Origin of the sequence: Brevundimonas sp. SL130, from assembly GCF_026625805.1 — a bacterium.
Classification (GTDB): Bacteria; Pseudomonadota; Alphaproteobacteria; order Caulobacterales; family Caulobacteraceae; genus Brevundimonas.
Map to the genome: position 1 here is coordinate 499,211 of NZ_CP113064.1, position 26,495 is coordinate 525,705.

General features: G+C 66.2%; 29 protein-coding genes and 3 pseudogenes. 24 read left to right on the forward strand and 8 right to left on the reverse strand.

The features are described 5' to 3' along the window. Nucleotides 1-26: 26 nt before the first annotated feature. Both OU998_RS02460 and OU998_RS02465 read right to left on the reverse strand, forming a co-directional pair. Nucleotides 27-544, reverse strand: a pseudogene (locus OU998_RS02460) (transposase); the annotation flags it as partial. A 143-nt stretch (nt 545-687) separates the two neighbouring features. Then, the gene (locus tag OU998_RS02465; protein ID WP_267515268.1) at nt 688-2,940 is read right to left on the reverse strand and encodes a capsular polysaccharide synthesis protein; all 2,253 of its coding nucleotides are present in this window, start codon (nt 2,938-2,940) and stop codon (nt 688-690) included. Between the two features lie 113 nt (nt 2,941-3,053). On the opposite strand from OU998_RS02465, the pseudogene OU998_RS02470 reads away from it, so the two are divergent. Both OU998_RS02470 and OU998_RS02475 read left to right on the forward strand, forming a co-directional pair. Further along, nucleotides 3,054-3,949 (forward strand): annotated as a pseudogene (locus tag OU998_RS02470) (IS630 family transposase). A 90-nt stretch (nt 3,950-4,039) separates the two neighbouring features. After that, nucleotides 4,040-4,150, forward strand: a pseudogene (locus tag OU998_RS02475) (helix-turn-helix domain-containing protein); the annotation flags it as partial. 8 nt (nt 4,151-4,158) lie between these two features. Here OU998_RS02475 and OU998_RS02480 read toward each other — a convergent pair. The 3 genes from OU998_RS02480 to OU998_RS02490 all read right to left on the reverse strand — a co-directional run bounded on the left by OU998_RS02480 (nt 4,159) and on the right by OU998_RS02490 (nt 5,701). Further along, nucleotides 4,159-5,100, reverse strand: coding sequence for an IS630 family transposase (locus OU998_RS02480; protein WP_267513427.1), 942 nt, complete (start codon nt 5,098-5,100; stop codon nt 4,159-4,161). A gap of 68 nt (nt 5,101-5,168) precedes the next feature. Beyond that, nucleotides 5,169-5,318, reverse strand: a complete 150-nt coding sequence (locus OU998_RS02485) for a hypothetical protein (protein ID WP_267515269.1) — start codon at nt 5,316-5,318, stop codon at nt 5,169-5,171. Between the two features lie 8 nt (nt 5,319-5,326). Further along, nucleotides 5,327-5,701 (reverse strand): hypothetical protein, encoded by a 375-nt coding sequence (locus OU998_RS02490; protein WP_267515270.1) that lies wholly within the window; start codon nt 5,699-5,701, stop codon nt 5,327-5,329. Between the two features lie 260 nt (nt 5,702-5,961). Here OU998_RS02490 and OU998_RS02495 point away from each other — a divergent pair, with 260 nt between their 5' ends. The 3 genes from OU998_RS02495 to OU998_RS02505 all read left to right on the forward strand — a co-directional run bounded on the left by OU998_RS02495 (nt 5,962) and on the right by OU998_RS02505 (nt 9,310). After that, nucleotides 5,962-6,165 carry a hypothetical protein gene (locus tag OU998_RS02495; RefSeq protein WP_267515271.1) on the forward strand — a complete coding sequence of 68 codons (204 nt, stop codon included), beginning with the start codon at nt 5,962-5,964 and terminating at the stop codon, nt 6,163-6,165. Nucleotides 6,166-6,260: 95 nt separating this feature from the next. Further along, nucleotides 6,261-8,720 carry a S9 family peptidase gene (locus tag OU998_RS02500; protein ID WP_267515272.1) on the forward strand — a complete coding sequence of 820 codons (2,460 nt, stop codon included), beginning with the start codon at nt 6,261-6,263 and terminating at the stop codon, nt 8,718-8,720. Nucleotides 8,721-8,875: 155 nt separating this feature from the next. After that, on the forward strand, nt 8,876-9,310 hold the full coding sequence (locus tag OU998_RS02505) for an acyl-CoA thioesterase (RefSeq protein ID WP_267515273.1): 435 nt from the start codon (nt 8,876-8,878) through the stop codon (nt 9,308-9,310). A gap of 7 nt (nt 9,311-9,317) precedes the next feature. Here the strand turns inward: OU998_RS02505 and OU998_RS02510 are convergent, their stop codons facing one another. Then, nucleotides 9,318-9,515 (reverse strand): hypothetical protein, encoded by a 198-nt coding sequence (locus OU998_RS02510; RefSeq protein ID WP_267515275.1) that lies wholly within the window; start codon nt 9,513-9,515, stop codon nt 9,318-9,320. A gap of 158 nt (nt 9,516-9,673) precedes the next feature. On the opposite strand from OU998_RS02510, the gene OU998_RS02515 reads away from it, so the two are divergent. The 14 genes from OU998_RS02515 (at nt 9,674) to OU998_RS02580 (ending at nt 20,132) form a co-directional block, all read left to right on the forward strand. Beyond that, nucleotides 9,674-10,447 carry a YebC/PmpR family DNA-binding transcriptional regulator gene (locus OU998_RS02515; protein ID WP_267515276.1) on the forward strand — a complete coding sequence of 258 codons (774 nt, stop codon included), beginning with the start codon at nt 9,674-9,676 and terminating at the stop codon, nt 10,445-10,447. 152 nt (nt 10,448-10,599) lie between these two features. Continuing rightward, on the forward strand, nt 10,600-11,949 hold the full coding sequence (locus OU998_RS02520; RefSeq protein ID WP_267515277.1) for a hypothetical protein: 1,350 nt from the start codon (nt 10,600-10,602) through the stop codon (nt 11,947-11,949). A gap of 91 nt (nt 11,950-12,040) precedes the next feature. Further along, nucleotides 12,041-12,559 carry a crossover junction endodeoxyribonuclease RuvC gene (ruvC, locus tag OU998_RS02525; protein ID WP_267515278.1) on the forward strand — a complete coding sequence of 173 codons (519 nt, stop codon included), beginning with the start codon at nt 12,041-12,043 and terminating at the stop codon, nt 12,557-12,559. Between the two features lie 145 nt (nt 12,560-12,704). After that, entirely contained in the window at nt 12,705-13,322 is a 618-nt protein-coding gene (ruvA, locus tag OU998_RS02530; RefSeq protein ID WP_183196463.1) for a Holliday junction branch migration protein RuvA, read from the forward strand. Between the two features lie 205 nt (nt 13,323-13,527). Continuing rightward, a complete protein-coding gene (gene ruvB, locus OU998_RS02535) occupies nt 13,528-14,559 on the forward strand; it encodes a Holliday junction branch migration DNA helicase RuvB (protein WP_267515279.1) in 1,032 nt (343 codons plus the stop codon). After that, nucleotides 14,556-14,816, forward strand: a complete 261-nt coding sequence (locus OU998_RS02540; RefSeq protein WP_267515280.1) for a BrnT family toxin — start codon at nt 14,556-14,558, stop codon at nt 14,814-14,816. The genes ruvB and OU998_RS02540 overlap by 4 nt, the downstream gene beginning before the upstream one ends. Beyond that, nucleotides 14,809-15,084 carry a BrnA antitoxin family protein gene (locus OU998_RS02545; protein ID WP_267515281.1) on the forward strand — a complete coding sequence of 92 codons (276 nt, stop codon included), beginning with the start codon at nt 14,809-14,811 and terminating at the stop codon, nt 15,082-15,084. The genes OU998_RS02540 and OU998_RS02545 overlap by 8 nt, the downstream gene beginning before the upstream one ends. A 76-nt stretch (nt 15,085-15,160) precedes the next feature. Further along, complete coding sequence (locus tag OU998_RS02550) at nt 15,161-16,624, forward strand: alpha/beta hydrolase (protein WP_267515282.1); 1,464 nt, start codon at nt 15,161-15,163, stop codon at nt 16,622-16,624. Between the two features lie 2 nt (nt 16,625-16,626). After that, nucleotides 16,627-17,007, forward strand: coding sequence for a hypothetical protein (locus OU998_RS02555; protein ID WP_267515283.1), 381 nt, complete (start codon nt 16,627-16,629; stop codon nt 17,005-17,007). A gap of 9 nt (nt 17,008-17,016) precedes the next feature. Then, on the forward strand, nt 17,017-17,475 hold the full coding sequence (gene ybgC / locus OU998_RS02560) for a tol-pal system-associated acyl-CoA thioesterase (protein WP_324287973.1): 459 nt from the start codon (nt 17,017-17,019) through the stop codon (nt 17,473-17,475). Nucleotides 17,476-17,504: 29 nt separating this feature from the next. Continuing rightward, on the forward strand, nt 17,505-17,930 hold the full coding sequence (locus OU998_RS02565; protein WP_267515284.1) for a hypothetical protein: 426 nt from the start codon (nt 17,505-17,507) through the stop codon (nt 17,928-17,930). Nucleotides 17,931-18,070: 140 nt separating this feature from the next. Next, nucleotides 18,071-18,826, forward strand: coding sequence for a protein TolQ (tolQ, locus tag OU998_RS02570; RefSeq protein ID WP_267515285.1), 756 nt, complete (start codon nt 18,071-18,073; stop codon nt 18,824-18,826). Between the two features lie 3 nt (nt 18,827-18,829). Next, a complete protein-coding gene (gene tolR / locus OU998_RS02575; protein WP_267515286.1) occupies nt 18,830-19,285 on the forward strand; it encodes a protein TolR in 456 nt (151 codons plus the stop codon). A 4-nt stretch (nt 19,286-19,289) separates the two neighbouring features. Continuing rightward, nucleotides 19,290-20,132: a cell envelope integrity protein TolA gene (locus OU998_RS02580; protein WP_267515287.1), complete on the forward strand. Its 843-nt coding sequence runs from the start codon at nt 19,290-19,292 to the stop codon at nt 20,130-20,132. A 3-nt stretch (nt 20,133-20,135) separates the two neighbouring features. On the opposite strand, the gene OU998_RS02585 is transcribed toward OU998_RS02580, so the two are convergent. Together OU998_RS02585 and OU998_RS02590 are read right to left on the reverse strand one after the other, a co-directional pair. Then, on the reverse strand, nt 20,136-20,573 hold the full coding sequence (locus OU998_RS02585; RefSeq protein ID WP_267515288.1) for a TA system VapC family ribonuclease toxin: 438 nt from the start codon (nt 20,571-20,573) through the stop codon (nt 20,136-20,138). Beyond that, the gene (locus OU998_RS02590) at nt 20,570-20,797 is read right to left on the reverse strand and encodes a CopG family transcriptional regulator (RefSeq protein WP_267515289.1); all 228 of its coding nucleotides are present in this window, start codon (nt 20,795-20,797) and stop codon (nt 20,570-20,572) included. Before OU998_RS02590 ends, OU998_RS02585 begins: the two co-directional genes overlap by 4 nt. Before the next feature lie 142 nt (nt 20,798-20,939). Here OU998_RS02590 and tolB point away from each other — a divergent pair, with 142 nt between their 5' ends. The 5 genes from tolB to tilS all read left to right on the forward strand — a co-directional run bounded on the left by tolB (nt 20,940) and on the right by tilS (nt 26,420). Then, nucleotides 20,940-22,319, forward strand: a complete 1,380-nt coding sequence (gene tolB / locus OU998_RS02595; protein WP_267515291.1) for a Tol-Pal system beta propeller repeat protein TolB — start codon at nt 20,940-20,942, stop codon at nt 22,317-22,319. Between the two features lie 117 nt (nt 22,320-22,436). Beyond that, complete coding sequence (gene pal, locus OU998_RS02600; RefSeq protein WP_267515292.1) at nt 22,437-22,988, forward strand: peptidoglycan-associated lipoprotein Pal; 552 nt, start codon at nt 22,437-22,439, stop codon at nt 22,986-22,988. A gap of 108 nt (nt 22,989-23,096) precedes the next feature. After that, nucleotides 23,097-24,209, forward strand: coding sequence for a DUF3667 domain-containing protein (locus tag OU998_RS02605; protein WP_267515294.1), 1,113 nt, complete (start codon nt 23,097-23,099; stop codon nt 24,207-24,209). Nucleotides 24,210-24,252: 43 nt separating this feature from the next. Beyond that, nucleotides 24,253-25,101, forward strand: a complete 849-nt coding sequence (locus tag OU998_RS02610) for a tol-pal system protein (protein WP_267515295.1) — start codon at nt 24,253-24,255, stop codon at nt 25,099-25,101. Beyond that, nucleotides 25,092-26,420: a tRNA lysidine(34) synthetase TilS gene (tilS, locus tag OU998_RS02615; protein ID WP_267515297.1), complete on the forward strand. Its 1,329-nt coding sequence runs from the start codon at nt 25,092-25,094 to the stop codon at nt 26,418-26,420. The genes OU998_RS02610 and tilS overlap by 10 nt, the downstream gene beginning before the upstream one ends. Nucleotides 26,421-26,495: the final 75 nt, after the last annotated feature.

Consider the following 26,495-nt stretch of genomic DNA (forward strand, 5'->3'; position numbering starts at 1 on the left):
CTGGAGGAGTTTCAGGGGGTCACGTCAAGCCGGTAGATCCGGTTCGTGCTCGAAAGCTCGCCGTCACGTCGCAACAACACGAACAGCCGGCGATAGCCGAACCGTCGCCGCTCAGCGGCAAGTACGCGCAGCCGCTCCCGCAGCGCCCTGTCCGGCGGACGGCGGGACCGATAGCGCACCGACTTGCGGTCGGCCTTGATGATGGAACAGGCCCGCCGTTCGCTGACGCCAAACGCCGCCTTCAAATGAGCGACGGCCTGGCGCATCGCAGCGGGCCCTACCACTTTTTTGAAAGCAGATCGTTCAGCGCCGCCTTGTCCAGCATGGCGTCGGCCAGAAGACGCTTCAGCCTGCCGTTCTCGTCTTCCAGGGCGCGCGGCCGCTGGGCGTCCAACACGCTCATCCCGCCGAACTTGGCTTTCCAGGCGTAGATCGTGCCCTCCGAAACGCCGTGCTTGCGCGCCAGCTCGCCCGCTTTGGCGCCCGCCTCGTTCTCCCGCAGGATCCCGATGATCTGCTCTTCCGTGAATCTCGCTCGCTTCATTCCGTCCGTCCTTTCAAGGGCCGGACTCTAGCTCCGCGTGGAGGAAAGTCTCAGGGGCAGGTCACGAAGGACGGACAGAATGAAGCGAGCGAGATTCACAAAAGAGCAGATCCGAGGGATCAGGAAGGGGGGCACGTCACCGGTCATATTTTGCGCGTAAAGACTAATACCTTCTGATCAAAATCGTCGGCGCTGTTGAACGGAGCAGTCTGCGCCAAAACAAATCCGGCAATTTCTGCTTGGGCCTCCAAATATTTCAACGTCAAATCATTAACCCAGCCCCTGCTGCGCCTCACCTGCGCCACATCGCCGTTGCGAGGCAAACAATAGGTCATCACCAACTTGGAACCCGCGCCGAATAGCTTGGCCAGCACTCCGGACGTATCATGGATATATTCGAGCACGCCCAACATCACTACGACATCCCAAGGTCCGGCGGGAAGCTCATCGCTCTCAACATTCAACGACTGCACGGCTGGAAGAACCGGCTGTAGATCAGTGCCTACCCATGGGCATCGCCCCACAATTAGATCGCGAAAGGCGCCGCCTCCTACGCCCACTTCCAAGACTCTCTCGCCATCGGCAACGAAATTGGCAGCCAATTGCGCTCGCTCCGCCCACTGCGGATTATAACTTGAGGCCGCACCCCATTTTTGACGATCGGGAGCCTTGGCACGTGCTAGCCTTTCCAACCGCTCAGGATCGTTGAAATAAGAATAAGTAGTATTGCAATCGGGAACTGGCAGTTCTGTGGAGGGGGCAATCCCTTCAATTCGCGGCGTTTGCAATGTGCCCCAACGCTTTGCCATCGAAAAGAAGTGGTCCATCAGTGCCAACTTGAGCCCCCCCACGTCCGGGCTAGCGCCGCACCAATCGATCAGCCGTGCTTCCGTAAGATCATAGATTCGCACGATGTCTGCCAACGAAGAAAAACGCTGACTATCAGAGTCATGCGTCGCTCCGTCATTGAGTGGATAAAACACGATGACCGGTATGCCCATCGCAATGGCCGGTAAAGCACAATGCAGTAGCGTGGTTACAATCAGCCGTGCTCGGGTGCGATACGTGTCGAGCAAGGCGCGTGAGCGAACCATGTTGGCCCAAAAATCCCGATCACCCGAATAGTGATTTATAAAGGTGTATGGGCCCAAATCATCGGGAATATAATCGCACAGTCTCTGATCGCGCGAAACCACGAAGACCTCTCGCTGCGCCTCTGGATCCGGCAGGCGCCTAGGATAGGTGATGGACATACAGTGGCTTAGAAAGGCCTCCACTCCGTGAGACTGTAGTAACGACAGCGTATAGCGGTCTCGACATCCGACCGGTCCATGCGTCTTGTAATTCGCGATCGCCTGCGGCGCGATCAGGGAGGGCGATTGGAACAGGCGAATGTGGAAGCCAAGATAGATAGGAACGTAACCTACATGCGGTGGCCATTGCTCCGGGTTGGTCTTAAACCAGCCGTTGAGCAAAATGCCGCCGGGGCCAGCAGTGGGGACATCGGCAATTTCATCATCACGATCCACCCATTTGCTGGGCGCTAGGCCAGCTCTGGCCAATATTCGCGCCCCAGCTATGATTTGGATGTGATCGCCCAGATTTTCGGTCCCAACCTTCAAACAATAAATTGGCAAAGGCGCAGGCACTGCTTCTGTCGGCAACTCATCTGATGTTTCCGTGGCAGGGTGGTTTGAATGCAAGGCTAAGAGCCTTACAATCAGACTATTTTCGCTCAACTCAGTTTGGTTGTATCGATAGGTCAGCTTGAATACTGGGGCTGACCAATCCACTTCATCTTGCACAGAACTAAATTCACTGGAGAAACCAGCCTGTTGCACGCTATGCGGTCCATCTGCGCCAATACGCGGCGTCGCATGCCAATCAGCAAAGGCTTGGGAATCGCTGGCAATTAATTCGCCAAATTGATGGTGCAGCCAGAAGTAGTCTTGCGTCGAGGCGCGGTCCCTCCAGTAGGCAAGGGCCCGCGCTGCCCAAGCAGCCAGTAGGCGATTGCCGGGCCTTGCCGCGATAAACCAACTGGCAAGTTCACGATCTTCACCTGGTCGAGCAAAGGCAAAGAACCCTGTTTGAATTGCGGGGGAGATCCATTCATCCAGCGGGGTGTTACAAAATGTCGTAGCATCCACCCACACTCCGCCATATTCGTGGAGCAGCAAAATGCGCAGGATATCCGAGAGTGAAGCTGCCGTAATCCGCTGTCGGCTCAGATCGACATATTCTGCGAGATCGACATACTTGCCAATCGTGCCCGCATCGAGACATCGTAAATCCCAACCTGGATTGCGCTGCCGCCAGCTCGAAACACACGCACGTACCAAATCCGGCGCTTCTTCCAGGCCTTGAAACCAGCAGGTCCAGATTATTTTGCGCAAGGGTTGCCCTCCTCCGAGTGCGGTCGGCACCTGCCCGTATGCTAGTGGTTTCGCCCTAACACAAGACTCCCGTTTGGGATTTCCCAGAATCCGTGATTGTGCGAACTGGGGGCGTGCGCACAGGGATTTCCATTACGGTCACGCCTGAGGATCGCCTCCATCTTGAGGGGATCCTCAGGATAGCAACAGCCCCCAAAATAGCAACAGCCCCCAAAAGCATGTCTGGCGGGCGCGGATCATCATGCTGACGACCGATGGCGTCGGCACGAACGCCATCATGGCCGCCACTGGCAAGGACAAGACCTGCGTTTGGCGCTGGTAGGAGCGCTTCATGCTGGAGGGCTTCGAGGGCCTGGTGCGCGACGAGACCCGCCCCTCGGGCATCCCGCCCGTGCCGCTGGCAACCATCGAGCGCGTGTTGGCTCTGTCCAACACGACGCCGCCGCAGGAGGCCACCCACTGGACGGCGGCGGCCATGGCCAAGGCCGTGGTGCTGTCGCTCGACGAGAAGAGCCAGATCCAGGCCCAGGACCGCACCCAGCCTGGCCAGCCCATGAAGAAGGGCCGGGCCGGGACCATGACCTACGACTACAAGCGCCACGGCACAACCACCCTGTTCGCCGCCCTCGATGTGTTGGAGGGCAAGGTCGTGGGGCGCTGCATGCAGCGCCACCGCCATCAGGAGTTCATCCGCTTCCTCAACGCCGTCGAGGCCGCCGTCCCGCCCGGCAAATCGGTCCACGCCATCCTCGACAACTACGCCACCCACAAACACCCAAAGGTGCGCCAGTGGCTGGCCAGGCATCCAAGGTGGACGTTCCATTTCACCCCCATGTCCTGCTCGTGGCTGAACGCTGTCGAGGGCTACTTCGCAAAGCTCATACGCCGCCGCCGCCTCAAGACCCTCAAGGGCCTCACGCCCTTCGAGTTCATCTGCGAAATGTGGACAAAAGAGCCCGACCGATTCAGGATCGGTCCGATCCATCAAAGCCTGGGACCAAACACCTAGAGCATTTGGCGACCTGATTGAATCGTTTGGGATTCCCAAGGGATCCGGGTTCTGATTCAACCTTCGTGCTGGATGCGGAGGCCGGCATGAATGAGCAAGGCGCTATCGGTAGATTTGCGTGATCGTGTGATCGCGGCGATTGAAGGCGGGATGTCGTGCCGTCAGGCGGCGGCCCGGTTCGGGGTCAGCGCCGCTAGAGCGTGCTTCCTTCACACGGAACCGTATCCTGAGTTGACGAGGTAGTTCGCACATTCGGCGGGGCTGAAGAGATTGATGATCTCTCCGGCCTTTCGCCATGTGGCTTCAAAGGTTCTGGGCTGGGCGTTGCGCATGAGGTGTTTGAGCTTGGCGAAGACCTGTTCGATGGGGTTCAGGTCGGGGGAGTAAGGGGGCAGGAAGATCATGTGTGCGCCTTTGGCCCTGACAGCGGCGCGGGCGGCCTTGCCCTTGTGACTGCCGAGGTTGTCGAGGACGACGACGTCGCCAGGCGACAGGGTCGGCGCCAGTATTTTCTCGATGTAGACGAGGAAGATCGCGCCGTTGATCGGACCATCGATAACCCAGGGCGCGTCGATCCGGTCATGGCGCAGGGCGGCGATGAAGGTCAGGGTTTTCCAGTGACCGAAGGGCGAGTGGCCCTTCAAGCGTCGCCCCCTCGGCCCCCAGCCGCGCAAGGGCGCCATGTTGGTCTTGACCCAGGTCTCATCCAGGAACACCAGTCGCGACGGGTCGATCCGCCCCTGATGCGCCTTCCAGCGTGCGCGGCGGCGCGCGACGTCAGGCCGGGCCTGCTCCTCAGGCAGCAGTGTTTTTTTGAAGCTCAGTCCTTCAGCGTGCACGAACACCCACACCGCTCGCGGGCCGGTCTTGATCCCGCGCGCGGCAAGTTCGGCCGTCAGTCCTCTGAGCGTGAACGGCCCTGAGGCGATGCGGGTGCGCAGCCATTCGGCGCAGTCTCCTGATAGCGTGCGAGGCTTGTGGCCGCCGACCTGGCCCGGCGCCACCGAACCTGTCTCTCCAACTCGCTTCGTCCACTTGGACACGCAAGACGGACTGATCCGAAGCGCCGCCGCGATCTCCCGGTGTGTCTCGCCCTCCGCCTTACGCGCCAACGCTCGCTCACGAAGATCCATCGAATAAGGAGCCGTCATCCGGGCTGGCCTCCCATCCAGCACGAATGTTGAATCAGATCACCGCAAACTTGGGAATCCCGATTCCGTCAAAGCGAGCCATGCTCTAGGGTCGCGCCTTCATCTCCTTCGATCAGCAGGGGGTTCAGCTTAAGTGGTGGATCCTTCGATGCTTCGGACGCAAGCGCTGCGACCGGACTGGCGGTCGCCAGCACCAGGGCGAGTATGACGGCTTTCATCTTGAGCCTCAGATTTCGTCGGTGAACAGGATCAGCTTGTCGACGACTTCAGCCAGTTGCAGGACGGTGGCGTTCTCGTTGGAGAAGATTTTCGCCAGAGCGCGTATGGCGGTCGCCGTCGTATCGGCGGGGCGCTGCTTTCGTATCAGATAGGCCTTGCCGATGAAGCGGAGAAACTTTCGGGCCTGTTCGAGCGCAAGCAACTCGACGATGTCGGGATTGGACGTGGTGTGCGGGAAATAGCGCAACTGACCCATCTTGAGGCTGCCAGCCTCGGCGAAGGGAAAAGCTGCGTCCTCGAACTCGTCAAGGAAGATCTCGCCCTCCAGCACATTGTAGGTGGCGACGCAGGCGAGATTGTCCCGCCAGAGATAATCGCTCATCGTGATCTCCCCGATCCAATCAAGAGGTCGGTTAACTACAATTTTAAAGTGTATTTGTAGATACTCAAGGTGGTTCCATTCGGTTCGGGGCTAACCACCAGACGCGCCATCTCGCCGCGCGCGGCTCTCAGCGCCGGGACGGGCGGGCCTTCGCCAGCCGGTTCTTCGACGGCAAGATCGATCTGAGCGTCTTCCATCCGCGTCTGCCCAAGGTCGCCGGGCGGCCGGGCTGGCTAGCGGCCGATCCGGCGCGCAAGCCGGTGGAGGTATCGGTTCCGCCGTTCGAGGGGCCGACCCTGTTACAGGCCCTTCACCTCAACGAGGGCCCGGCCATTCCGGCCGATCACCTGCTGCTGGAGCCGGGACAGGCGCGGGCCACGCTGCTGCTTCGGCCGGGCCCCTATTTCCTGCGCCTGGAGACCACGCGGGGTATCGAGCCGGCGTTCGGGATGGTGACGGTCTGATACTTGGCGGCGATGTGACACTGTAACGCCGTAAGGGCTTGCCGCCTGCGTCGCGGCGCCCTTAGTTGCCCGCCTGAGTTTTGTGGGGACTTCTGATGATGATGCGCGTTCGTGGGGCCGGTGTTGCGCTGGCGGCGGTGTTGATGGCGTCGACGGCGGGGGCGGCGTTCGCTCAAGTCCCGGCGCCGGCGGTGACCACCTATCAACAGCCGCCGTCGCCCATCGCCGACATCCTGGACGCCAAGCCGACGCCGTCGTCGATGCTGAGCCCGGATCGCAGGACCCTGGTGCTGATGGACCGGTCGAACCTGCCCAGCATCAAGGCCCTGGCCGAGCCGATGCTGCGGCTGGCGGGGGCGCGGATCAATCCGCGCAACAACGGCATGGCCGAGAGCCGGGTGTCGTGGCTGACGGGGCTGAGCCTTCAGGCGGTGGATGGGGGAACCGCGCGGGTGGTGGCCCTACCGGCTGAGGCGCGGTTCACCGCGCCGCGCTTCTCGCCCGATGCGAAATCCCTGGCCCTGGTGCTGGACCGGCCGACGGGGCTGGAGCTGTGGGTCGTGGATGTGGCGACGGCGCGGGCGCGCAAACTGACCGAGCCGGTGGTCAATATGACGGGCGGGGCGGGCTATGAATGGCTGCCCGACAGTTCGGGCCTGCTGGTCGAAGCCGTGCCGGCCGGGCGCGGTCCGGCGCCCGATGTGACGACGGCGCCGACGGGGCCGAATATCGAGGAGACGGCCGGGCGGGTGGCCCCGGTGCGGACCTATCAGGACCTGCTGTCGAACCCCGGCGACGAGGCCCTGTTCGACCATTATTTCACGTCGCAGCTGACCCTGGTTCCGCTGAACGGCCGTGCACGGACGATTGGCGCGCCGGCGGTCTATCTGGACAGCGCCGTGTCGCCGGACGGGCGCTATATCCTGCACGAGATCGCCAAGCGGCCCTATTCCTACGCTGTGCCGGATGACCTGTTCCCGACCGAGATCGTGGTGACGGATCTGAACGGGCGGGTGGTGCGGACCATCGCCGACCTGCCGTTGCGCGACGATGTGCCGACCGCCTTCGACGCCGTGGCGCCGGGGCCGCGTTCGGTGGGCTGGCGGGCCGATGCGCCCGCGACCCTGACCTGGGTCGAGGCGCTGGACGGCGGCGACATCAAACGCGAGGCCGTGTTCCGCGACCGGGTCTTCATGCAGGCCGCGCCCTTCACGGGCGAGCCGGTCAAGCTGATCGACCTGAAGGAGCGGTTCGGAGGGATCGTCTGGGGCAAGGACGATCTGGCCGTCGTCAACAGCCGCTGGTTCAACACCCGGCACGAGACGCGCTTCGTCGTCGATCCGTCGAACCCCGGCGAAGGCCGGGTGCTGCTGGAGCGGAACTATCAGGCCCGCTACGACAATCCGGGCCAGCCGGTGACCCAGCCCAATGCGGCGGGCCGGTCGGTGATCCGGTTCACCGCCGACGGAAAGATCCTGATGTCGGGCGCCGGGGCGACGCCGCAGGGCGAATTCCCCTTCCTGGCCGCCATGGACCCGGCGACGGGGCGCAGCGAGCGGCTGTGGACCTCGGCCGACACGGATTACGAGGCGGTGGTCGGCTTCCTGGATGCGGAGGGCAAACGGGTGGTGACCCAGCGCGAGACGCGGCTGGATCCGCCGAACCTGCAAATCCGCGACCTGACGACGGGCCAGACCACGGCCCTGACGAACTTCCCCGATCCGGCGCCGCAGCTGGCCGGGGCGACGCGCCAACTGGTGACCTACGAGCGGGCCGACGGGGTCAAGCTGTCGGGCACCCTGTATCTGCCGGCCGGCTACGACAAGGACCGCGACGGCCCCCTGCCCATGCTGATGTGGGCCTATCCGGCCGAGTTCACCGATGCGGCGGTGGCGGGCCAGACGGTGGATGTGCAGAACCGGTTCGTGCGGCCGGGCGGGTCCAGCCACCTGTTCCTGCTGACCCAGGGCTACGCCATCTTCGACAACCCCTCCATGCCCATCATCGGCAAGGACGGGGCCGAGCCGAACGACACCTATGTCGAACAACTGGTCGCCGACGCGAAGGCCGCGGTCGATGCGGTGGTCGGGATGGGGGTGGCGGATCGCGACCGGATCGCCGTCGGGGGCCACAGCTACGGCGCCTTCATGACCGCCAATCTGCTGGCGCACAGCGACCTGTTCCGCACCGGGATCGCGCGGTCGGGCGCCTATAACCGCACCCTGACGCCGTTCGGCTTCCAGTCGGAGCAGCGCAACTATTGGGAGGCGACCGAGATCTATACCGAGATGTCGCCCTTCACCTACGCCAACAAGCTGAACGAGCCGATCCTGCTGATCCACGGCGAGGCGGACGACAACTCCGGCACCTTCCCGGTGCAGAGCGAGCGCTTCTATGCCGCGCTGAAGGGACTGGGGGCGACGGCGCGCTATGTCACCCTGCCGCTGGAGGCGCACGGCTATCGCGCGCGGGAATCGGTGGGCCACACCCTGTGGGAGATGACCCGCTGGATGGACCAGTATGTGAAGAACGCCCCGCCGAAACCGGCGGCGTGACGGGTCTGACCGCCCGCAGCGGATCGCTGCGGGCGGAACCTGGTCAAGCCTTCGTCATCTGGGCCCCATCGATAGGCGCTTGACGCAAGGTCGTCCAAGCCCGAGCGTCGGGGTTAAGGCGACGCGGACTGTCGCCAGATAGAGGACGACTGACGATGCCCAAGAGCGATTTGGGGCCCTTGGCCGAACGCGCGACCTACAAGGCCTTTCACATGGTCTCGACCCGCTGGGCCGATAACGACCAGTACGGCCATATCAACAACGCCAAATTCTACGAGTTCGTGGACTCGGCGGTGAACGCCCACCTGATGATCGCCGATGCCCTGGACGAGTCCATCGGCCTGGTGGTGGACAGCGGCTGCCAATACACATCGGCGCTGAAGTTTCCCGATGTGATCGAGGTCGGGATCAAGGTGGACCGGATCGGCACCTCCAGCGTCAGCTACGGCTTCGCCGTGTTCAAGCGCAGCGCCGACGTCCCCGCCGCCGTCGGCCATTTCGTCCACGTCTATGTCGACGCCGAGACCCGCCGTCCCAAGCCCCTGCCGGCCAAGCTGAGGGTGGTGGTGGAGAATCTGCGGGCCGACTGAGGACGGGTCAGTCGTCCAGCCGGCCGGTCAGGAACAGCACGCCGACGGCGGTCAGGGCGCCCAGGGCGAAGGCGGTGAGGATCGAGCCGGCGGCGACGGCGGCGGGGACGGTGACGGGGCGGGTCTCGTACCATTCGACGATGTCGGCCTCGTGCAGATCGTCGTCGGCGCGGCCCTCGGCTTCGTAGATGTCGGTGGTGTTCATCGGGGGGCTCCCTAGCAGCGTCAGAGATCAATACCCGCAAACGGTCGCGGTTCCACCCTTCAGGCGCGTCTAGGCCGATCCGGTCCGCCCAAGGTGACAGCCCGCGCGGCATCGGCTAGGAGGCGCGGCTCAGGTTTCAGACTCTCGAAGACGATCCCATGGCCGGCCACTCGAAATTCAAGAACATCATGCACCGCAAGGGGCGCGCCGATGCGCAGCGCTCCAAGCTGTTCTCCAAACTGTCGCGCGACATCACGGTGGCGGCCAAGTCGGGCATGCCCGATCCGGCGCTGAACCCGCGCCTGCGTCTGGCGGTCAACAACGCCAAGGCCGAGAGCCTGCCCAAGGATGTGATCACCCGCGCCATCAACAAGGCCTCGGGCGGCGATGTCGATACGATGGAAGAGGTCCGCTACGAGGGCCGGGGTCCGGGCGGCGTGGGCATCATCGTCGAGGCCCTGACCGACAACCGCAACCGTGCGGCCTCGAACATCGGCGCGGCCTTCAAGAAGAACGGCGGCGCGCTGAGCGAGATGAACTCGGTCGCCTTCATGTGGGATAAGGTCGGCCAGATTATCTACAAGGCCGAGGCCGGGACCGAGGACGAGGTCATGGAAGCGGCCATCGAGGCCGGCGCCCAGGACGTCGAGAGCGACCTGGTCAAGCCCGACATCTACGAGGACGCGCCGGGCCACACCATCTGGACCGCCTTCGAGGACCTGAACGAGGTGGCCGAGGCCATGTCCAAGGTGCTGGGCGACCCCAAGTCGACCGCCATCGTGTGGAAGCCCCAGTCGGAAGTGACCGTGACAGGCGAAGCTGTCGGCGTCCTGTTCAAGCTGTTGGACGCCCTGGACGCCGAGGACGACGTGCAGAACGTCTATTCGAACGAAGACATCTCGGACGAGGATGCGGCGAAATACGCCGGATAATACTTATACGGGGCGATCGACGAACGGAGGTCTCGACACCTTCGTAACCCGCGATTAACGTCTCACCAAGGACGGTGAGCGGTTCGATTCGCCTTTCGAGGCCGGAATTGAAGGCGCCCGCCGCGAAGCGAGACATCGAGGCGGGCACAATCATGAAACTGACCAGGATCGACAGAGTGCTGTCGCGGGGCGGTAAGGGCGAGCAGAACAAGGACGCCGCGACCTCGCTGGACCGTGCGGCGGAACAGGATGTCGCCGGCCTGATCGGCGAACGGTTCGAGACGATTCAGGACAGCCTAGATCAACTGTCGGAAATGGCGCAGCGGTTCGGCACGTTCGAAGGCCTGCTGGGTCAGCTGCGCGAACCCCTGGACGCCGAGTTCAAATCGCGTCGCGACAACCACATCGAACTGATCAATCTGCGCAACGCCAACGCCTCGACCATGAAACAGGTCGGCGCGCTGAACGCCGAGGTCCGCAAACTGTCGGACGCCCTGGCCGAGTCCGAGTCCAAGGCCGACGATCTGGCGGCGCGCGGCGGCGAGGCGACCAACAATCTGCAAGAAGCCCGGGTCGATCTGGGGCGTCTGCGCAATGAGCTGGCCCAGGCCGCGACGCGCCTGGAAGGCCTGGAGACGGCCGAACGGGCCGCGACCCAGCGGATCCGCGAGCTGGAGCAGGACCAGGAGTCGCTGCGCAACCAGTTGAAACAGGCCGAGGCCGGCCGCGCTGAGTCCGACAAGACGCGCGGTCAGGTCCAGCGCGACCTGGCCCTGGCGCTGGAAGAGAACACCGCCCTGCGCCGCCGGGTCGACGAGGTCGGCGCCGAGGTGGCGGGTCTGGCCCGCACCGCCGCCGCCGGCGAAGGCCAGTTGGCCACCGAGCGCGCCCGCGCCGCCTCCGAACAGGCCGAGGCCGCCCGCGCGATCCGCTCGCTGGAAACCCAGGTCGAAGCCGCCCGCGCCGAGATCGCCGCCCTGACCGCTCGACTGGACACCGCCACGGCGCGCGCCAACGGTCTGGAAGTGCTGAACAGCGAGCAGGCCTCGCGTCTGAACGAGCTGCAGACCGGCGCCCACGCCGTCGAACGCCGCGCCGATACGCTTCAGGTCGCGTTGGACCGCGCCGTGGAACGGGTCCGCACGCTTGAGATCGAGACCGAGGAATCGCGTCAACGCCAGGCCTCGATGGAAGTGGCCCGCGTCGCCGCCGTCGATCGCGCCGAGGCCCTGACCAAGGCGGCCATGGCCCACGACAAGGCCATCGCCCGCGCCGAAGAACGGACCGCCAAGCTTCAGGCTAAGCTGACCGCCGCTCAGGACGAGCACGAGGCCCGCGCCCAGACCCTGAGCCAGCAGATCAGCGCCCTGCGCGAGGATCTGGAAAGCGCCCGCGCCGAGGGGGCCATGTCCGCCGCCGCCCTGGACGCCGCGCGTCGCGGCCGTGGCGGTCGCGCCACCATCGCCGACGCCGCCGCCCAGCTGCAGGCCATCGTCGGCTGATCGGGGTCGGCTGATCGAAGTCCGCTGACTTCAGTCGGCGCGCCAAGACGGTCATTGTCTGTTCACCCTCTTTGCGGCATGAGGGGAACGGATGGCGAACGAACCTGTCAGAATCATCGGGCTGGACCCGGGCCTGAGGCGCACCGGCTGGGGGGTGATCGTCTCGGACGGCGCGCGCCTGAGATGGGTTGCGCACGGGGTGGTGGCCCCGCCTGAGGCGGCGCCCTTTTCCGAACGCCTGCTGTTTCTGTTCGACGCCCTGGGCACGATCTGCGCCGACCACGGCTGCGAGGAGGCGGCTGTGGAAGAGGTGTTCGTCAATGTGAACCCGTCCTCGACCCTGAAACTGGGTCATGCCCGCGCGGCGGTCATGCTGGCCCCGGCCAAGCTGGGGCTGTCGGTCGCGGAATATTCGCCCAATCTGATCAAGAAGGCCGTGGTCGGGGCGGGCCATGCGGACAAGAGCCAGATCGCCTTCATGATCAAGCGCCTGCTGCCGACGGCCGGCGACGTGAAGGCGGACGCCGCCGACGCCCTGGCCGTGGCGGTCACCCATGCGCAACTGAGGAAACGGTCCTTGTTGGAAGCCATGCACCGAGGCGCGGCGTGAGGGCGGCTGCTGAAATCCTCCCCCGTTGGGGGAGGGGGACCGCGTCTTCGCGGTGGAGGGGGCCTGCCCCAGACACCCCGTTTGCGTTTGGCCCCCTCCACCACCCTTCGGGCGGTCCCCCTCCCCCAACGGGGGAGGATTGGTCGTGATCGGGCGATTGAGAGGCGTGCTGGCCGAGGTGGGGGAGGCGGACTGCCTGATCGACTGCGCCGGGGTCGGCTATGTGGTGTCGTGCGGGGCGCGGACCCTGGGGCGGCTGCCGGCGCCGGGCGATGAGGCCACGGTCCATGTCCATTCGCAGTGGAGCGAGGACGCGGGGCCGCGCCTGTACGGATTTCTGACGCGGGACGAGCGGCGCGCCTTCACCACCCTGTTGGCCATTCAGGGCGTAGGGCCCAAGGCGGCGCTGGCGGTGCTGGACGTGCTGCCGCCCGGCGAACTGGCGGGCGCCGTGGCGCGCGAGGACAAGGCGGCGGTGGCGCGGGCCAATGGGGTGGGGCCGAAACTGGCGCTGCGGATCGTCACCGAACTGAAGGGCAAGCCGCTGGGGGACGTCAGTTTCGCGCCCACGGCGCCGGGCGTCCATGTCGAGATCGCGCCGCCGCCCCCGTCCCTGACGGGCGAGGCGGTGTCGGCCCTGCTGGGCCTGGGCGTGGCTGAGGTCAATGCGCGTCGGGCGGTGGATCAGGCCCTGATCCGGCTGGGCGAAGAGGCCGAACTGCCGGCGGTCATCCGCGCGGCCCTGCAGGAGTTGGGGCGGTGAGTGAGTGGCGAGTGGGGGGTGAGTGGCGAGTGACGAGTGGCGAGTGGCGAGGCGTGAAAAGTGCTAGTGAGCAAGAGGTGAGCTGCGACCGGTCTTGGTTCACACAGGCTCGCTCACCCCTGCGCTCACTTCTCAGCTCACTATTCACTCGTCACTCGCCACTCGTCACTCGCCACTCACCGGCCACTCGCCACGGCGATCAACCATGACCCGTATCATCTCCCCTGAGGCCGAAACGGGCGAAGCCTTCGACCGCGCCCTGCGGCCCCAGACCTTGTCCGAATTCGTCGGCCAGTCGCAGGCCAAGGGCAATCTGAAGGTCTTTATCGACGCTGCGCGCGGCCGGGCCGAGGCGCTGGACCATGTGCTGCTGTTCGGGCCGCCGGGACTGGGCAAGACCACCCTGGCCCAGATCGTGGCGCGCGAACTGGGGGTCGGGTTCCGAGCGACGTCGGGCCCCATCCTGGCCAAGGCGGGCGACTTGGCGGCGATCCTGACCAATCTGGAGCCGCGCGATGTGCTGTTCATCGACGAGATCCACCGGCTGAGCCCCAATGTCGAGGAGATCCTGTATCCGGCCATGGAGGACCATGTGCTGGACCTGATCATCGGCGAGGGACCGTCGGCGCGGTCGGTGCGGATCGATCTGGCGCCCTTCACCCTGGTCGGGGCGACGACGCGGGCGGGTCTGTTGGCCACGCCGCTGCGGGACCGGTTCGGCATTCCGCTGAGGCTGGAGTTCTATACCGCCGACGAACTGACGGCGGTGGTGCGCGGCACGGCGCGCAAGATGGGCGCGGCCATAGACGAGGGCGGCGCGCGCGAGATCGCGTCGCGGGCGCGCGGCACGCCCCGGATCGCCGGACGGCTGTTGCGGCGGGTGCGGGACTTCGCCTCGGCGGACGGCGCTGAGACCATTTCGAAACTGGTCGCGGCCAAGGCTCTGGCGCGGCTGGAGGTGGACGAGGCCGGGCTGGACAGTCTGGACCGGCGCTTCCTGAAGGCCCTGATCGAGAACTACGGCGGCGGGCCGGTGGGGATGGACACATTGGCGGCGGCGATCGCCGAGGCGCGCGACGCGGTCGAGGACGTGATCGAACCCTATCTGCTGCAACAGGGCTTCATCATGCGCACCCCCCGCGGTCGCATGGCCTGCGCCAAGGCCTATGCACACCTGGGCCTGAGCGCGCCGCCCCCGCCCGCCGCCGGTCCCGTCCCGGGCGACTTGTTCGAATGAAGATCGCGTTCGATCCGGGCAAGGACGCGAGCAATCGGGAGAAGCATGGGGTGTCCCTGGCCCGCGCCGGCGACATCGATCTCCGCACTGCCTATGTCCTTGCGGACGACCGTCAGGATTACGGCGAGCCACGATGGCGGGCCTATGGTATGCTGGACGGGCGGCTGCACATGCTGGCTTTCACCTTCCGGGACGGAATATTGAGGGCCATCAGTCTGCGGCGAGCAAACGCCAAGGAGACCAGACGCTATGGCTGATCCCAAACTCAGCCTTGATCCGAGCGACCCCGAAGATGTCGAGATCGACGATCAGGACAATCCGGAGTGGACCGAAGAGGATTTCGCCAAGGCGCAGCCTCTGCGGGAAGCCCTGCCCGATCTCTATGCCCAGATTGTCGCTGAGCGCGAGGTCGGGTTGAAGCTGCCCGCCGCCACTATTCGCGCCTTCGCCGAAGAGGGCGAAGACTGGCGCGAGCGGATGGCCGATGCGCTGACAGAAGCGGCGCGCAAGAAGCAGGCCGCCTGATTGGGGCCTGATCTCCAATAGACGGTTGCCAAGCGGGTCGAGCGGGGGTTTGCTGTCGCCGAACCGGAGCCGCCCGATGATACTGCGCACCTTGGCCATCCTTGCGGTCGTGTCCGGGCTGGCGGCCTTGGCCTCGCCCGTGAAGGCGTCGACGCCGGTGTTCACCGACACCCCCTGTCCGGCGGAGTGGCCGACGGGCGTTCGCGAGGTGCGGTGCGGAACCCTGACGGTCGATGAGGCGCGCGACGGATCGACCGACCGGCGCATCGGCGTCGCCGTGGTGATCCTGAAAGCTAGCCAGCCCTACAAGGACGCCTCGGGTCATTTCCTGCCGCCGGTGGTGATGTTTCATGGTGGACCCGGCGGGGCGCTGACGCCCGGCGCCGGCCGCCTGCTGGGCGCCCTGTTGCGCCGGCCGGATCTGGCGGCGGTCGACCAGGATATGATCCTGTTCGACCAGAGGGGCGGGGGGCGCAGCGATCCGTCTATGGACTGTCCGGGGGTCGAACTGACTGACGCGGGGCCGCCGACGGACCAGGATCGCGACGGGTTGATCGCCTGTCTGAAAACCTATCAGGCGCAAGGTGTCGACCTGCGCTGGTACAACGCCGCCGCCATCGCCGACGATGTGCGCGACCTGACCCAGGCCCTGGGGCTGGAGAAGATCGACCTGCGCGGGGGCTCCTATGGGCCGCGGATCGAGGCGGCGGTGATCACCCACCAGCCGCAGATCGTGCGCGCTGCGGTGATGGACAGCCCCTGGCCGCCCGAAGGCAACTGGGCCGTCGGCACGCCGGAGCAGGTGTCCACGGCGGTGCGGCTGATCCTGACCAAATGCGCGGCCCAGGCCGACTGCACGGCGCGCCATCCGGCCCTCCAGGCGCGGTTCGAGGCCGAGGCGCGCAAATGGCTGGCCGGACCGGTCACGGGCAAGGACGGGCGCACCTTCACCGTCGATGACCTGTCCGCCTTCCTGATGGACACCACCTACAGCGGCCAGGGCGTGCGCCGCCTGCCCGCCGATCTGGACCGGATCATCGCCGGCGACCTGACGCCGGTGGCCGAGGTCGCGGAGAACCGGACCTATTATTTCGAGGGCCAGCACATGGCCCATCTTTGCAAAGAGGAACTGCCGTTCGAATCCAAGGCGCGGCTGGCGGCCGGGGCGGCTGGCGATCCTGTGGCGCAGGTGCTGGTTCCCTCGCTGGCGCGTCTGTTCGACGTCTGCGCGGCCGTTGATGTGGGCGCTGCCGACCCGGTCGAGAATCTGCCCGTGACCACGACCATTCCCACCCTGTTCGTCGCCGCCGAAATCGACCCGGGTTGCCCGCCCCATCTGACCGAGGCCGCCGCCAAGGGATATGCCGGCAGCCAGGTTGTCATCGTCACGAACGCCACCCACGGCGTGATCGACGCCAGCCCCTGCACCCGCCGCATGGCGCGCGACTTTCTGCGCGATCCGTCCGCGCCGGTGGACCGCACCTGTCTGCCGGCGACCGATACGCCGCTGGACTTCATAGAGGACGCCGCCGCGACCTGACCATGCTGCGACGAGAGGGTTTTCGACCATTCCCCCGGGTGTTCGTGGCGGTTCTGTTCGGACTGGTCGCCCTTGTCGCTGCGGGGTGGGGCGCCTGGATGATGACCCATGGCGTGCGCGTCGCACCGCAGGAGGCGCCGGTGGAGCGCGCGACGCGGCAGATCCGCGAGCAGTTGGGGCGCGACGCTGAGCTGCGTTATGCGGAACTGGGCGAGAAGCGCGCCGCCTGCGGCTATGTCGGACGGGTTCGTGGCGGTCCGGCGGTCGGTTTCGTCTCCCTGACCAATCGCATCCTGTTCAGCGACGACCCGCTGCCCACCGAATTCCGCGAGATGCGCGAACGCTATTGTCCCGGCTTCCTGACCGCCCCGCCGACGCGCTAGACTGGATTCATGACCGATCTGCCTACAGCCGGCCGTTTCGACGGACGCGATCACCTGTTGCCGGTGCGCGTCTATTATGAGGACACGGATTTCACTGGTCTGGTCTATCACGCCAACTATGTCCGCTATTTCGAGCGGGGCCGGTCGGACTTTCTGCGGGCCATCGGCGTGGGCCATGTCGATCTGCTGGAGCAGGACGAGCCCCTGGCCTTCGTCGTGTCGGAACTGAACATCCGCTATCTGAAGCCGGCGCGGATCGACGACGCCCTGGTGGTGCGCACCGTCTATGAGCAGGTGAAGGGGGTGAGGCTGATCATCCGCCAGAGCGTGGAACGGGCCGGAGAGGTGCTGTGCCGGGCCGAGGTGACGGCGGTCTGCATCCATCTGGACGGCCGGCCGCGCCGACCGTCGAGGGGGCTGGTCGCGAAGGTCACGCCGTGGCTGGCGAAAGCCGCTGTCGCCGATTAGGATCAGACGAACTCGGGGGAGATCAGACCATGGAAAATCAGGGAATCACCGCCAGCGCGGTCATCGTGAGCTTCCTGCTGCTGGTCCTTGTGATCGGCGGCGGCCTGGCCGGCTGCCCCTATTACAAGGTCTGGGAACGCAAGATGGCGGGGCAGGCTGAGCTGCAATACCAGCAGGGCGCGCGCCAGGCCCTGATCGCCCAGGCGGCGGCCGAGGACGAGGCCGCCATCAAACGGGCCGAGGCGGCGACGCGCCGGGTGCTGGGCTGGACCGACGCGGCCAAGCGCGGTTGCGAGGCCCTGGGCCGCCCCGGCGACCGGGCCTGCGAGGAACAGCTGGTCCGCGACGCCGCCACCTATTCCATCGCCAAGGAAGGCCACGAGGGCGTGATCATCAGCGTCGGCGCACCGGTCTCCGTCGCGGTCGATCCGAACCGTCGTCCGGCGTCGGAGTGATCTGGATGACGCGCCTGTCAGGTGACGGGCGTCCTCTGGACCGCTAGAAGCCGCCCTCGCCACACAATGGTCACGCCCGCTCGGTCGAAGAGGGGGTCGCCTGTTTCCAACCCGCACCCGATTCCGCCCGGAGCGCCTGAATGACTATGCCTGTCGACGCCTCGATGATGAACCCCGTCGAGCTGTTCCTGACCGCCGACTGGGTGGTGAAGTCAGTGATGATAGGCCTGGCGGCGGCGTCGCTGTGGTCCTGGACCATCATCATCGACAAGGGCGTGCGGTTCTTCGCCCTGAACAAACAGGCGGACGAGTTCGAAAAGGCGGTCCAGTCGGGCCGGTCGCTGGAAGACGTGGCGACCCAGGCCGGGCCGGCGCCGGAACACGCCCTGCCGCGCATGCTGGTCATCGCCCTGTCGGACTGGCGCGAGGCGCGTCAGAAGGGGGCGCTGAACGACCACCAGGGCGACCTGCTGATGATCCGCATCGACCGGGCGCTGAACAGCCTGATCTCGCGTGAAGGTCAGCGGATCGAGAATGGTCTGGGCGTGCTGTCGGTCGTGGCGACGGCCTCGCCCTTCATCGGCCTGTTCGGCACGGTCTGGGGCATCATGAACGCGTTCGGCCGCATCGCGGCGGCGGGCAACACCAATCTGACCACCGTCGCGCCGGCCATCGCCGAGGCCCTTTTCGCCACGGCCATCGGCCTGGCGGCGGCCATCCCGGCCTATATCGCCTACAACAAATTCTCGATCGACGCGGGCAAGTTCACCGGCCGGCTGGAAGCCTTCGCCGATGATCTTCAGGCGGCGGTGGCGCGGCGCCTGGGCAGTTCGGCGACGCCGCCGGCGCCGGCGCCGACCCCGACCTCGGGCCTCAACCTCAAGCGGGGCGTCTGAGCCATGGCGCTGGGCGGCGGTGCGAGCGGCGGCGGGTCGCGTCGCGGGCGGCGGGGGCGCAGAGGCCCCCTGACCGAGATCAATGTCACGCCCCTGGTGGACGTGATGCTGGTGCTGCTGATCATCTTCATGATCTCGGCGCCCCTTCTGACTGTGGGCGTGCCGGTCGAACTGCCCAAGACCGAGGCCAGCGCGGTCGAGACGAACAACGAACCCCTGTCGGTCAGCATCGACCAGCAGGGCGCCATCTTCATCGGCGACAGCGAGACCGCGTTCAATGACCTGGCCGTGCGTCTGCTGACCGAGGCGGGCGGATCGGACAAGGCGGCCGAGCGTCCGGTCTTCGTGCGGGCCGACGGCCGGGCCCCCTACCAGGCGGTGGCGCGGGTGATGGCGCGGCTGTCGGCCTCGGGTTTCACCAAGCTGAACCTGATCACCGACACGGCGCCGGAGGCCTGATCGCTTGCGCCGTCCCGGTTCTTCAGAATCTTGGCCCGCCATTCTGGGGTCCATCGCCCTGCACGCCGGGGTGGTCGCGCTCGCCTTCGTTTCGTTTTCACACAAGGCGGAGGACGCCCCGCCGTTGGTGCATTCCGTGCCTGTCTCAATCGTTTCCGAGACGGTGATTGAGGCCGCAGCCGCTGACAATCCCCAGCCGGAACCCTCGCCCGACGACGCCGCGACCGCGCCGGTGAGCGCGCCGGAGACGCCGACGCCGCCGGTCCCTCAGCCCACGCCGCCGCCGCCGACCCCAACGCCCGCGCCGCCGCGTCCGACCCCACGGCCGACGCCCGCGCCGCGTCCCACACCGCCCCGTCCGTCGCCGCCGACGCCTGAGAAGGCCCGCCCGACGCCGCCGCGTCCGACCCCGCCGACCCCCGCCCGGCCCGCGCCGAAACGCAATGAGCCCAGTCTGGATCTGGACGCCCTGGCCGGGCCGACCCGCAACACCAACCAGCGCGGACGCCCGGCGACGGGGCAGCAGGGAGCGGGCAGCGCCTCACAGGCCACCGGGCCGCAGGTGACGGCCATCTTCAACCAGGTCTATCCGAACTGGGTTCTGCCCTGCGACATCCCCGGCGCCGACCAGCTTCGCATCCAGGTGGAGCTGACCCTGTCGCCGGACGGGCGGATCACGCGCGGGCCGACGCTGATCAATCCGCAGTCTTCGTCCGTCTATCGCGCCGCCGCCGACGGCGCCCTGCGCGCCCTGCGCCAGACCGCGCCGTTCGACGTGCCCGAGGGCTTCCCCGGCGGAGCCTATCGTCCGACGTTCAACACGGAACGGGCCTGTCGCAATCGCTGAGCGTCAGGCGTTGGTGATCAGGTGAAGGGCCGCTCGGCCGCCCTTGACCGCGTCCGGCGAAAGGCGGCGATCAAGCGTCGCCAAGCGACCACCGTTCGAGACGGCCAGAGCCAGTAGATAGGCATCGGTGATCTGTTCGGGCGTCGTCAGGGCCGATGGATCGAACAGGCGATCGTTGGCCAGACTGATGGCGTCCGGCCAGAAGACGTGACCCGCCATGTCCCGCAACAGTTCGAGAATCCGAACGACCTCGGACGGAGGTCCGACCGGATTGCGATAGCGACTGTTGCCGACAATCCGGACCAGGCCGTTCTCGGTTATCGGACAGGTGGCCCATGACCGGGCGGCCTCGCGATGAAACCAACCGTTTGCCGTGTCGTGAAAGACGTGACGCGGATCGACGAGGGCGATCAGCACGTTGACGTCCAACAGATAGGTCAAGGCAGTTCGTCGCGGAGCGCGTTGACATCCTCCAGCGTGACCATTGGTCCCGGTCGATCTGGCAGAAGGGGAACGCCATTGCGAAAGCGGACGGTCGTCTCCCGCTTTTGCAGCGCCTGTCGCGCGAGCTCGGACACCACTTCGCCGACCGTTCGGTCTTGATGGACCGCGATGGCTCGTGCGGCGTTCAGCACGTCGTCGTCGATGGCGAGGGTGGTGCGCATGGATGGAAGATAGTGCATCACGCATCACGCATCAATGTGATCGCCCTGTCCCGAAAGTCGCCCCATTCGCCATGAAGCTGGCGATTGTCACACGACCCGGCGATAAGGGGCGGCGATCCTTCGATATTTACGGGAGCATTCCATGCGTCTGAACCTTCTTCTGGCCTCTGCCGCCGCCTTGGCTTTGACGGCCTCCTCGGTCCAGACCCAGGCCCAGGTCCAGGCGCCTCCAGCCCAGGCCGGTCAGCCGGTCGAGGTCGAGATCGACCAGGGCGTGCTGAAGCCGCTTCAGATCGCCATCGTCCCCTTTACCGGCGACCACGGGCGGGAAATCTCCGACGTGGTCAGCGGCAATCTGCGGCGGTCGGGCTTCTTCGAGCCGCTGGACCCCGCCGGCTTCATTGAGACCGGACTGACGCTGGCCAATGCGCCCAACTTCCCGCAGTGGACCCAGATCGGGGCCCAGGCGGTGTTGTATGGGGCGGTGACGCCGAGGGCGGACAACCGGCTGGACGTCGGCTTCCGCCTCTATGATCCCTACCGCCAGTGCCAGCTGGTCAGCTATCAGTTCACCGCCACCCAGGAACAGTGGCGCCGGATCGCGCACAAGATCTCGGACGTCATCTATCAGCGGATGACCGGCGAGGCCGGCTTCTTCGATTCCCGCGTCCTGTTCGTCTCCGAAGAGGGGACGCAACTGAACCGGATCAACCGCCTGACCATCGCCGATCAGGACGGGTTCAACCCCACCTATCTGACCCAGGGCGACGAGGTGATCATGTCGCCGCGCTTCTCGATCTCGCAGCCGGACGAGATCACCTATGTGGCCCTGGGCAAGGATTACAGCCGGATCTATCTGCGCAACCTGACGACGGGCCGCACCGAAAGCCTGGGCGAGTTCGACGGCCAGGTGCTGGCGCCGCGGTTCTCGAACGACGGCAACAAGATCGCCTTCTCGATCATCCGGGGCGGCAATACCGACATCTATGTCATGGACCTGCGCAGCCGGCAGCTGTCGCGCCTGACCTCGGATCCGGGCATCGACACCTCGCCGTCCTTCAGCCCGGACGGCAGCCAGATCGTGTTCAACTCGGACCGGTCGGGCACGGCGCGCCTGTATGTGATGCGGGCCGACGGATCGGGTCAGCGGCCGATCTCGCGCGGGGGCGGCGTCTATACCGCCCCGTCCTGGAGCCCGACCGGCAATCTGATCGCCTTCACCAAACAGGGCGGCGGCCGGTTTTCGACCGGGGTGATGAACGCCGACGGATCGGGCGAGCGCATCCTGTCGTCCAGCTATTTCGAAGAGGGGCCGAACTGGGCGCCCAATGGCCGCTATGTGATGTTCGCCCGCCAGACGCGGGGCGGGGACACGCGGCTGTGGACCGTGGACCTGTCGGGCCGTGTCGTGGCCCAGGCCGGCTACAACGGTCGAGGCACGGACCCGGCCTGGTCGCCGCTGCTGGACGCGCCCCCGTCGAACATCGGCCTGGGCCAGGGGGCCGACAGCTGCCCCAACTGACGACGGGGCGGTCAACAAGCCGTTATTCCCCCTGTCATATAAAAGCGATAACCGGCAAACTATATGGCCACGCTTGAGGCCGCCGTCCTCAACCCGATTGTTTCAGGAGACGACCCGATGAAGACTTCCCGCATCCTTACCCTGGCCATGGTCGGCTGCGCCGTCGCCGCCATGGCGGCCTGCGCCCGCAAGCCGGTGGAAGGCGTCGTGCCGACGACCCCGACCGCCCCGACCGGTCCCGCCTATCCGACCGCGCCGACCGGCCCGGTCTCGGGTGGCAACATGGGCGCCGCCGCGCCGGGCTCGGAACAGGACTTCGTCGTCAACGTCGGCGACCGCATCTACTTCGACCTGGACTCCTATGACGTCCGTCCCGAAGCCATGCCGCGCCTGGACGCCCAGGCCCAGTGGCTGGCGCGCTATCCCCAGGTGACGATCCGCATCGAAGGCAACGCCGACGAACGCGGCACCCGCGACTACAACCTGGCCTTGGGCGCTCGCCGCGCCGAGGCCGTGCGCACCTATCTGATCAACCGCGGCGTGCCGGCCGGCCGTATCGACACCATCAGCTACGGCAAGGAGCGCCCGATCGCCGAGGGATCGAGCGAGGACAGCTGGGCGCGCAACCGCAACGCCCACACCGCCATCGTCTCGGGCGCGCCGCGCTAAGACGATCAACAGACTGAACGAATGGAGGCGTCGGTGAAAACCGGCGCCTCTTTTCATTTCACCCCGGCGTCCGCTAAGTGAGCTCAGGCTCTGCCGGGGGATGGGTGCGTGGATATTGAAGGGGCCGGTGGCGTGATCACCGGGGGATTGGTCGCGGGGGCGATCGAAAAGCCGACCGGCCATGCCGGCGAGGCCGGGCACGGGCTTTGCTCCGACTGCGGCGCGCCGACCAGCGGCAATTTTTGCTCCAACTGCGGCCAGCCCACCCACGTGCACCGCACCCTGCTGCACCTGGGCGAAGAGCTGCTTCACGGCGTCATGCACTTCGACGCCCGCATCTGGCGGACCCTGCCGTTGTTGGCCTTCAATCCGGGGCGACTGACGCGGGAATGGGTCGAGGGGAAGCGGACGCGCTATGTGTCGCCCCTGGCGATCTTCCTGTTCACCCTTTTCGTCATGTTCTTCGCGCTGAGCTTCATGCCGCATCCGGGCGGGCACGAGGACGAGGCGGGGCGGCTGCGCCATCTGCAGGAACAGGTGGTCGAACAGCGGGCCGGGGTGGTTGAGGCCGAGAAGACCGTGGCGGAGTTGCGTACCGAGCTGGCGGAACAGAATAATTCGGTCACCCAGGGCGCACTGACCGGTGCGCAGAAACTGGTGGAAAATCGGCGCGCCGCCCTGGACAGGATGGAGACCGAGCTGCGTGAGGGCCGTAGCGACGGCCTGGGCGTCGGCACCTGGCAGGCCGAGGTCAAGGACATGGCCGCCGAAGGCAAGGTCACAAGCAACGCCGGCCTGGGCAAGGTGCTGAACAAGAAGCTGCTGAACCCGGACCTGGCGATCTACAAGCTGCAGCAGACGATGTACAAGTTCGCCTTCCTGCTTGTGCCCTTCTCGATCCCGTTCCTGGCCCTGCTGTTCCTGTGGCGAAGGGGGTCCACCCTGTATGATCACGGGGTGTTCGTGCTGTATTCGCTGACCTTCATGGCCTTGCTGCTGATGGTCATGGTTCTGGCCGTGACCATCAACGGTCCGTTTGGTGGATTTGTCGTCGCGATCAGTCTGGCCGCCATCCCCCTCCATGTGTTCGCCCAATTGAAGGGGGCCTACAGCCTTTCGATATTTTCGGCTCTTTGGCGCGCGGTCCTGCTGCTGTTCTTCTGCAACATCGTGGTGGCGCTGTTCATCACGTCGATCGTCTATCTGGGCCTCGGGCACTGACTGCGCCTTGCGGCGGCCCCAAATCGGTGGAACCTAGCGAACCATGATGCTCAAGCTCTCGTTCCTGCGCACCCGCGCCTTCGCCGCCACCGCCGTCGGTCTGGTCCTGATCGCCGGGGGCGCTGTCGCACAACAGGCGGCGCCCAATATCATGCAGCCGATCGAATGGGACAAACGTCGCCTCGAGCAGCTGGATCGCAATGTCCGGCGGTTGGAGCGGGCGCTGACGCAGCGCAATGCTGCGGGCGAGCCCGTGCTGGTCGAGCCGGATCCCGAGGTGGTTACGCTTCAGGGCCAGTTCGGTCTAATGAACCAGCGGCTGGGGGATCTGGAGGCCACGGTGCGTCGGATCAACGGCGACAACGAGCGGCTGACCTTTCAACTGGACGAGGCCCAGCGTGACAGCGCCGCCCTGCGCACCCGACTGCTGGACGCCGAAGCCCGGATCGAGAAGCTGGAGACGGCGGCCGAGCTGAACGCCCCCATCGAAGCCAATTCGCCGACCGGCGACGCGGTTCAGGATCTGGCGGCGGCTGTGCGCTTGATGGGGAGTGACCGTCCGCGTGGCGCGCGGGCGCTGGAGACCCTGGTCGTCACCTGGCCCGACACGCCCCAGGCGCGTGAGGCCAATTCGCGGCTGGGCGACGTCCGCGTGTCCTCGAACGACAAGGCGGGGGCCGTGCCCTTCTACGCCGCCGCCTTGAAGGACTGGCCGCGCATCGGCTGGGCCGCCGACACGACGTTGAAACTGGCCGACGCCCTGTTCGCCACCGACCGCAAGACGCAAGGCTGCGCGGCCCTGGGCGAGTTCACGCGCCGTTATGCGCCCGCCGCCTCTGACCCGCAGAAGGCCCGCGCGGCTCAGATGAAGACCACCAACGGGTGCAGCTGACGCCTGACGGCGCTGGCGATGACGCGGGTCTGACGGCCCGGGTCTTTGCTGGGCTGGATCGGCGGCTGCGACGGGATGACGACCGCCCCGTCGCGCTCGCGCTTTCGGGTGGCGGCGATTCGATCGCCTTGTTGAGGCTGGCGGCCGCCTGGGCGGGCGACCGTGGACGGCCTCTGCTGGCGCTGACGGTCGATCATGGACTTAATCCCCGCAGCCCCGACTGGACCCGGTTCGCCGGCGAGGCGGCGCGGGCCGTGGGCGCCGATTGGCGGCCCCTTGTCTGGGCAGGCGAAAAGCCGACGACAGGCCTGACCGCCGTCGCGCGGTCGGCGCGGCATCGTCTGATCGCAGAAGCGGCGCGGGCGGCGGGGGCGCGGGTCGTTCTGTTCGCCCACACGGCTGACGACGTCGCCGAGGCCGACCTGATGCGGGCCGAGGGTGCGACCCTGGGGCGGGTGCGCGAATGGTCGCCGTCGCCGGCCTGGCCGGAGGGACGGGGGCTGTTGCTGTTGCGGCCCTTGCTGGGCGAACGACGCGAGACCTTGCGGGCGTGGCTGGCGGATCAAAAGGCGGACTGGATCGAAGACCCGGCGAATGTCGATCCGCGCTTTGGCCGCAGTCGGGCGCGGCTGGCGCTGGCGGGGACAGCAGCCGACATCGAGATTGGGCCCGAAGTCGAGATTGGGCCCGAAATCGAGATTGGGCCCGGAATCGAGATTGGGGATGAGGCGACGGGTGCGAAAAACGCCCGTCCGTTCAGAGGGATTTCGACGGCGGACGACGGGACCGTGCGGGTCTCGCGAAACGTGGAGGCCAGGGCTCTGGCGGCTGCCCTGGTCTGCGTCGGAGGAGGGGCGACGCCGCCGCGCGGAGATCGGCTGACGCGCCTGTTGCAAAGACTGGGGGCGGGTGAGGATTTTGCGGCGACCCTTTGCGGGGCGCGGGTCGAGGCGAGCGGCGGGACGGTTGTCCTGATGCGGGAGGCCGGGGAGTTCGTGCGCCGCCCGTCGGCGCCTGTGGGTCTGGCGCCCGGCGTCGAGGCGGTCTGGGACGGACGGTTCGTCTTCCTGGCGCAGACGCCGGGCTGGTCCGTCGTGCCGGCGCGGGGGTGTCTGTCGGCCCTGTCGTCCGTTGATCGGTCTAGAATCGGCGCGCTGCCGGTCGGGACGCGTGGCGCCTTTCCGGTCCTGATCCGGGACGTAGAAGCGGGACCGGTTCTTGCAGACCCGCAGATCGAACGGCGCGAACTGGTCTCTGAACGGGTCAGGCTGGCGCTGGACGAAACGACGCATGAAGACGATCTGAATGCGACGCCATAGCGTAACGCGGCGGAAGCGCCTATTTTCCGTGACAGACAATCCAGACCGTCGGTCCAGTTGGAGCCGGCGGACGAC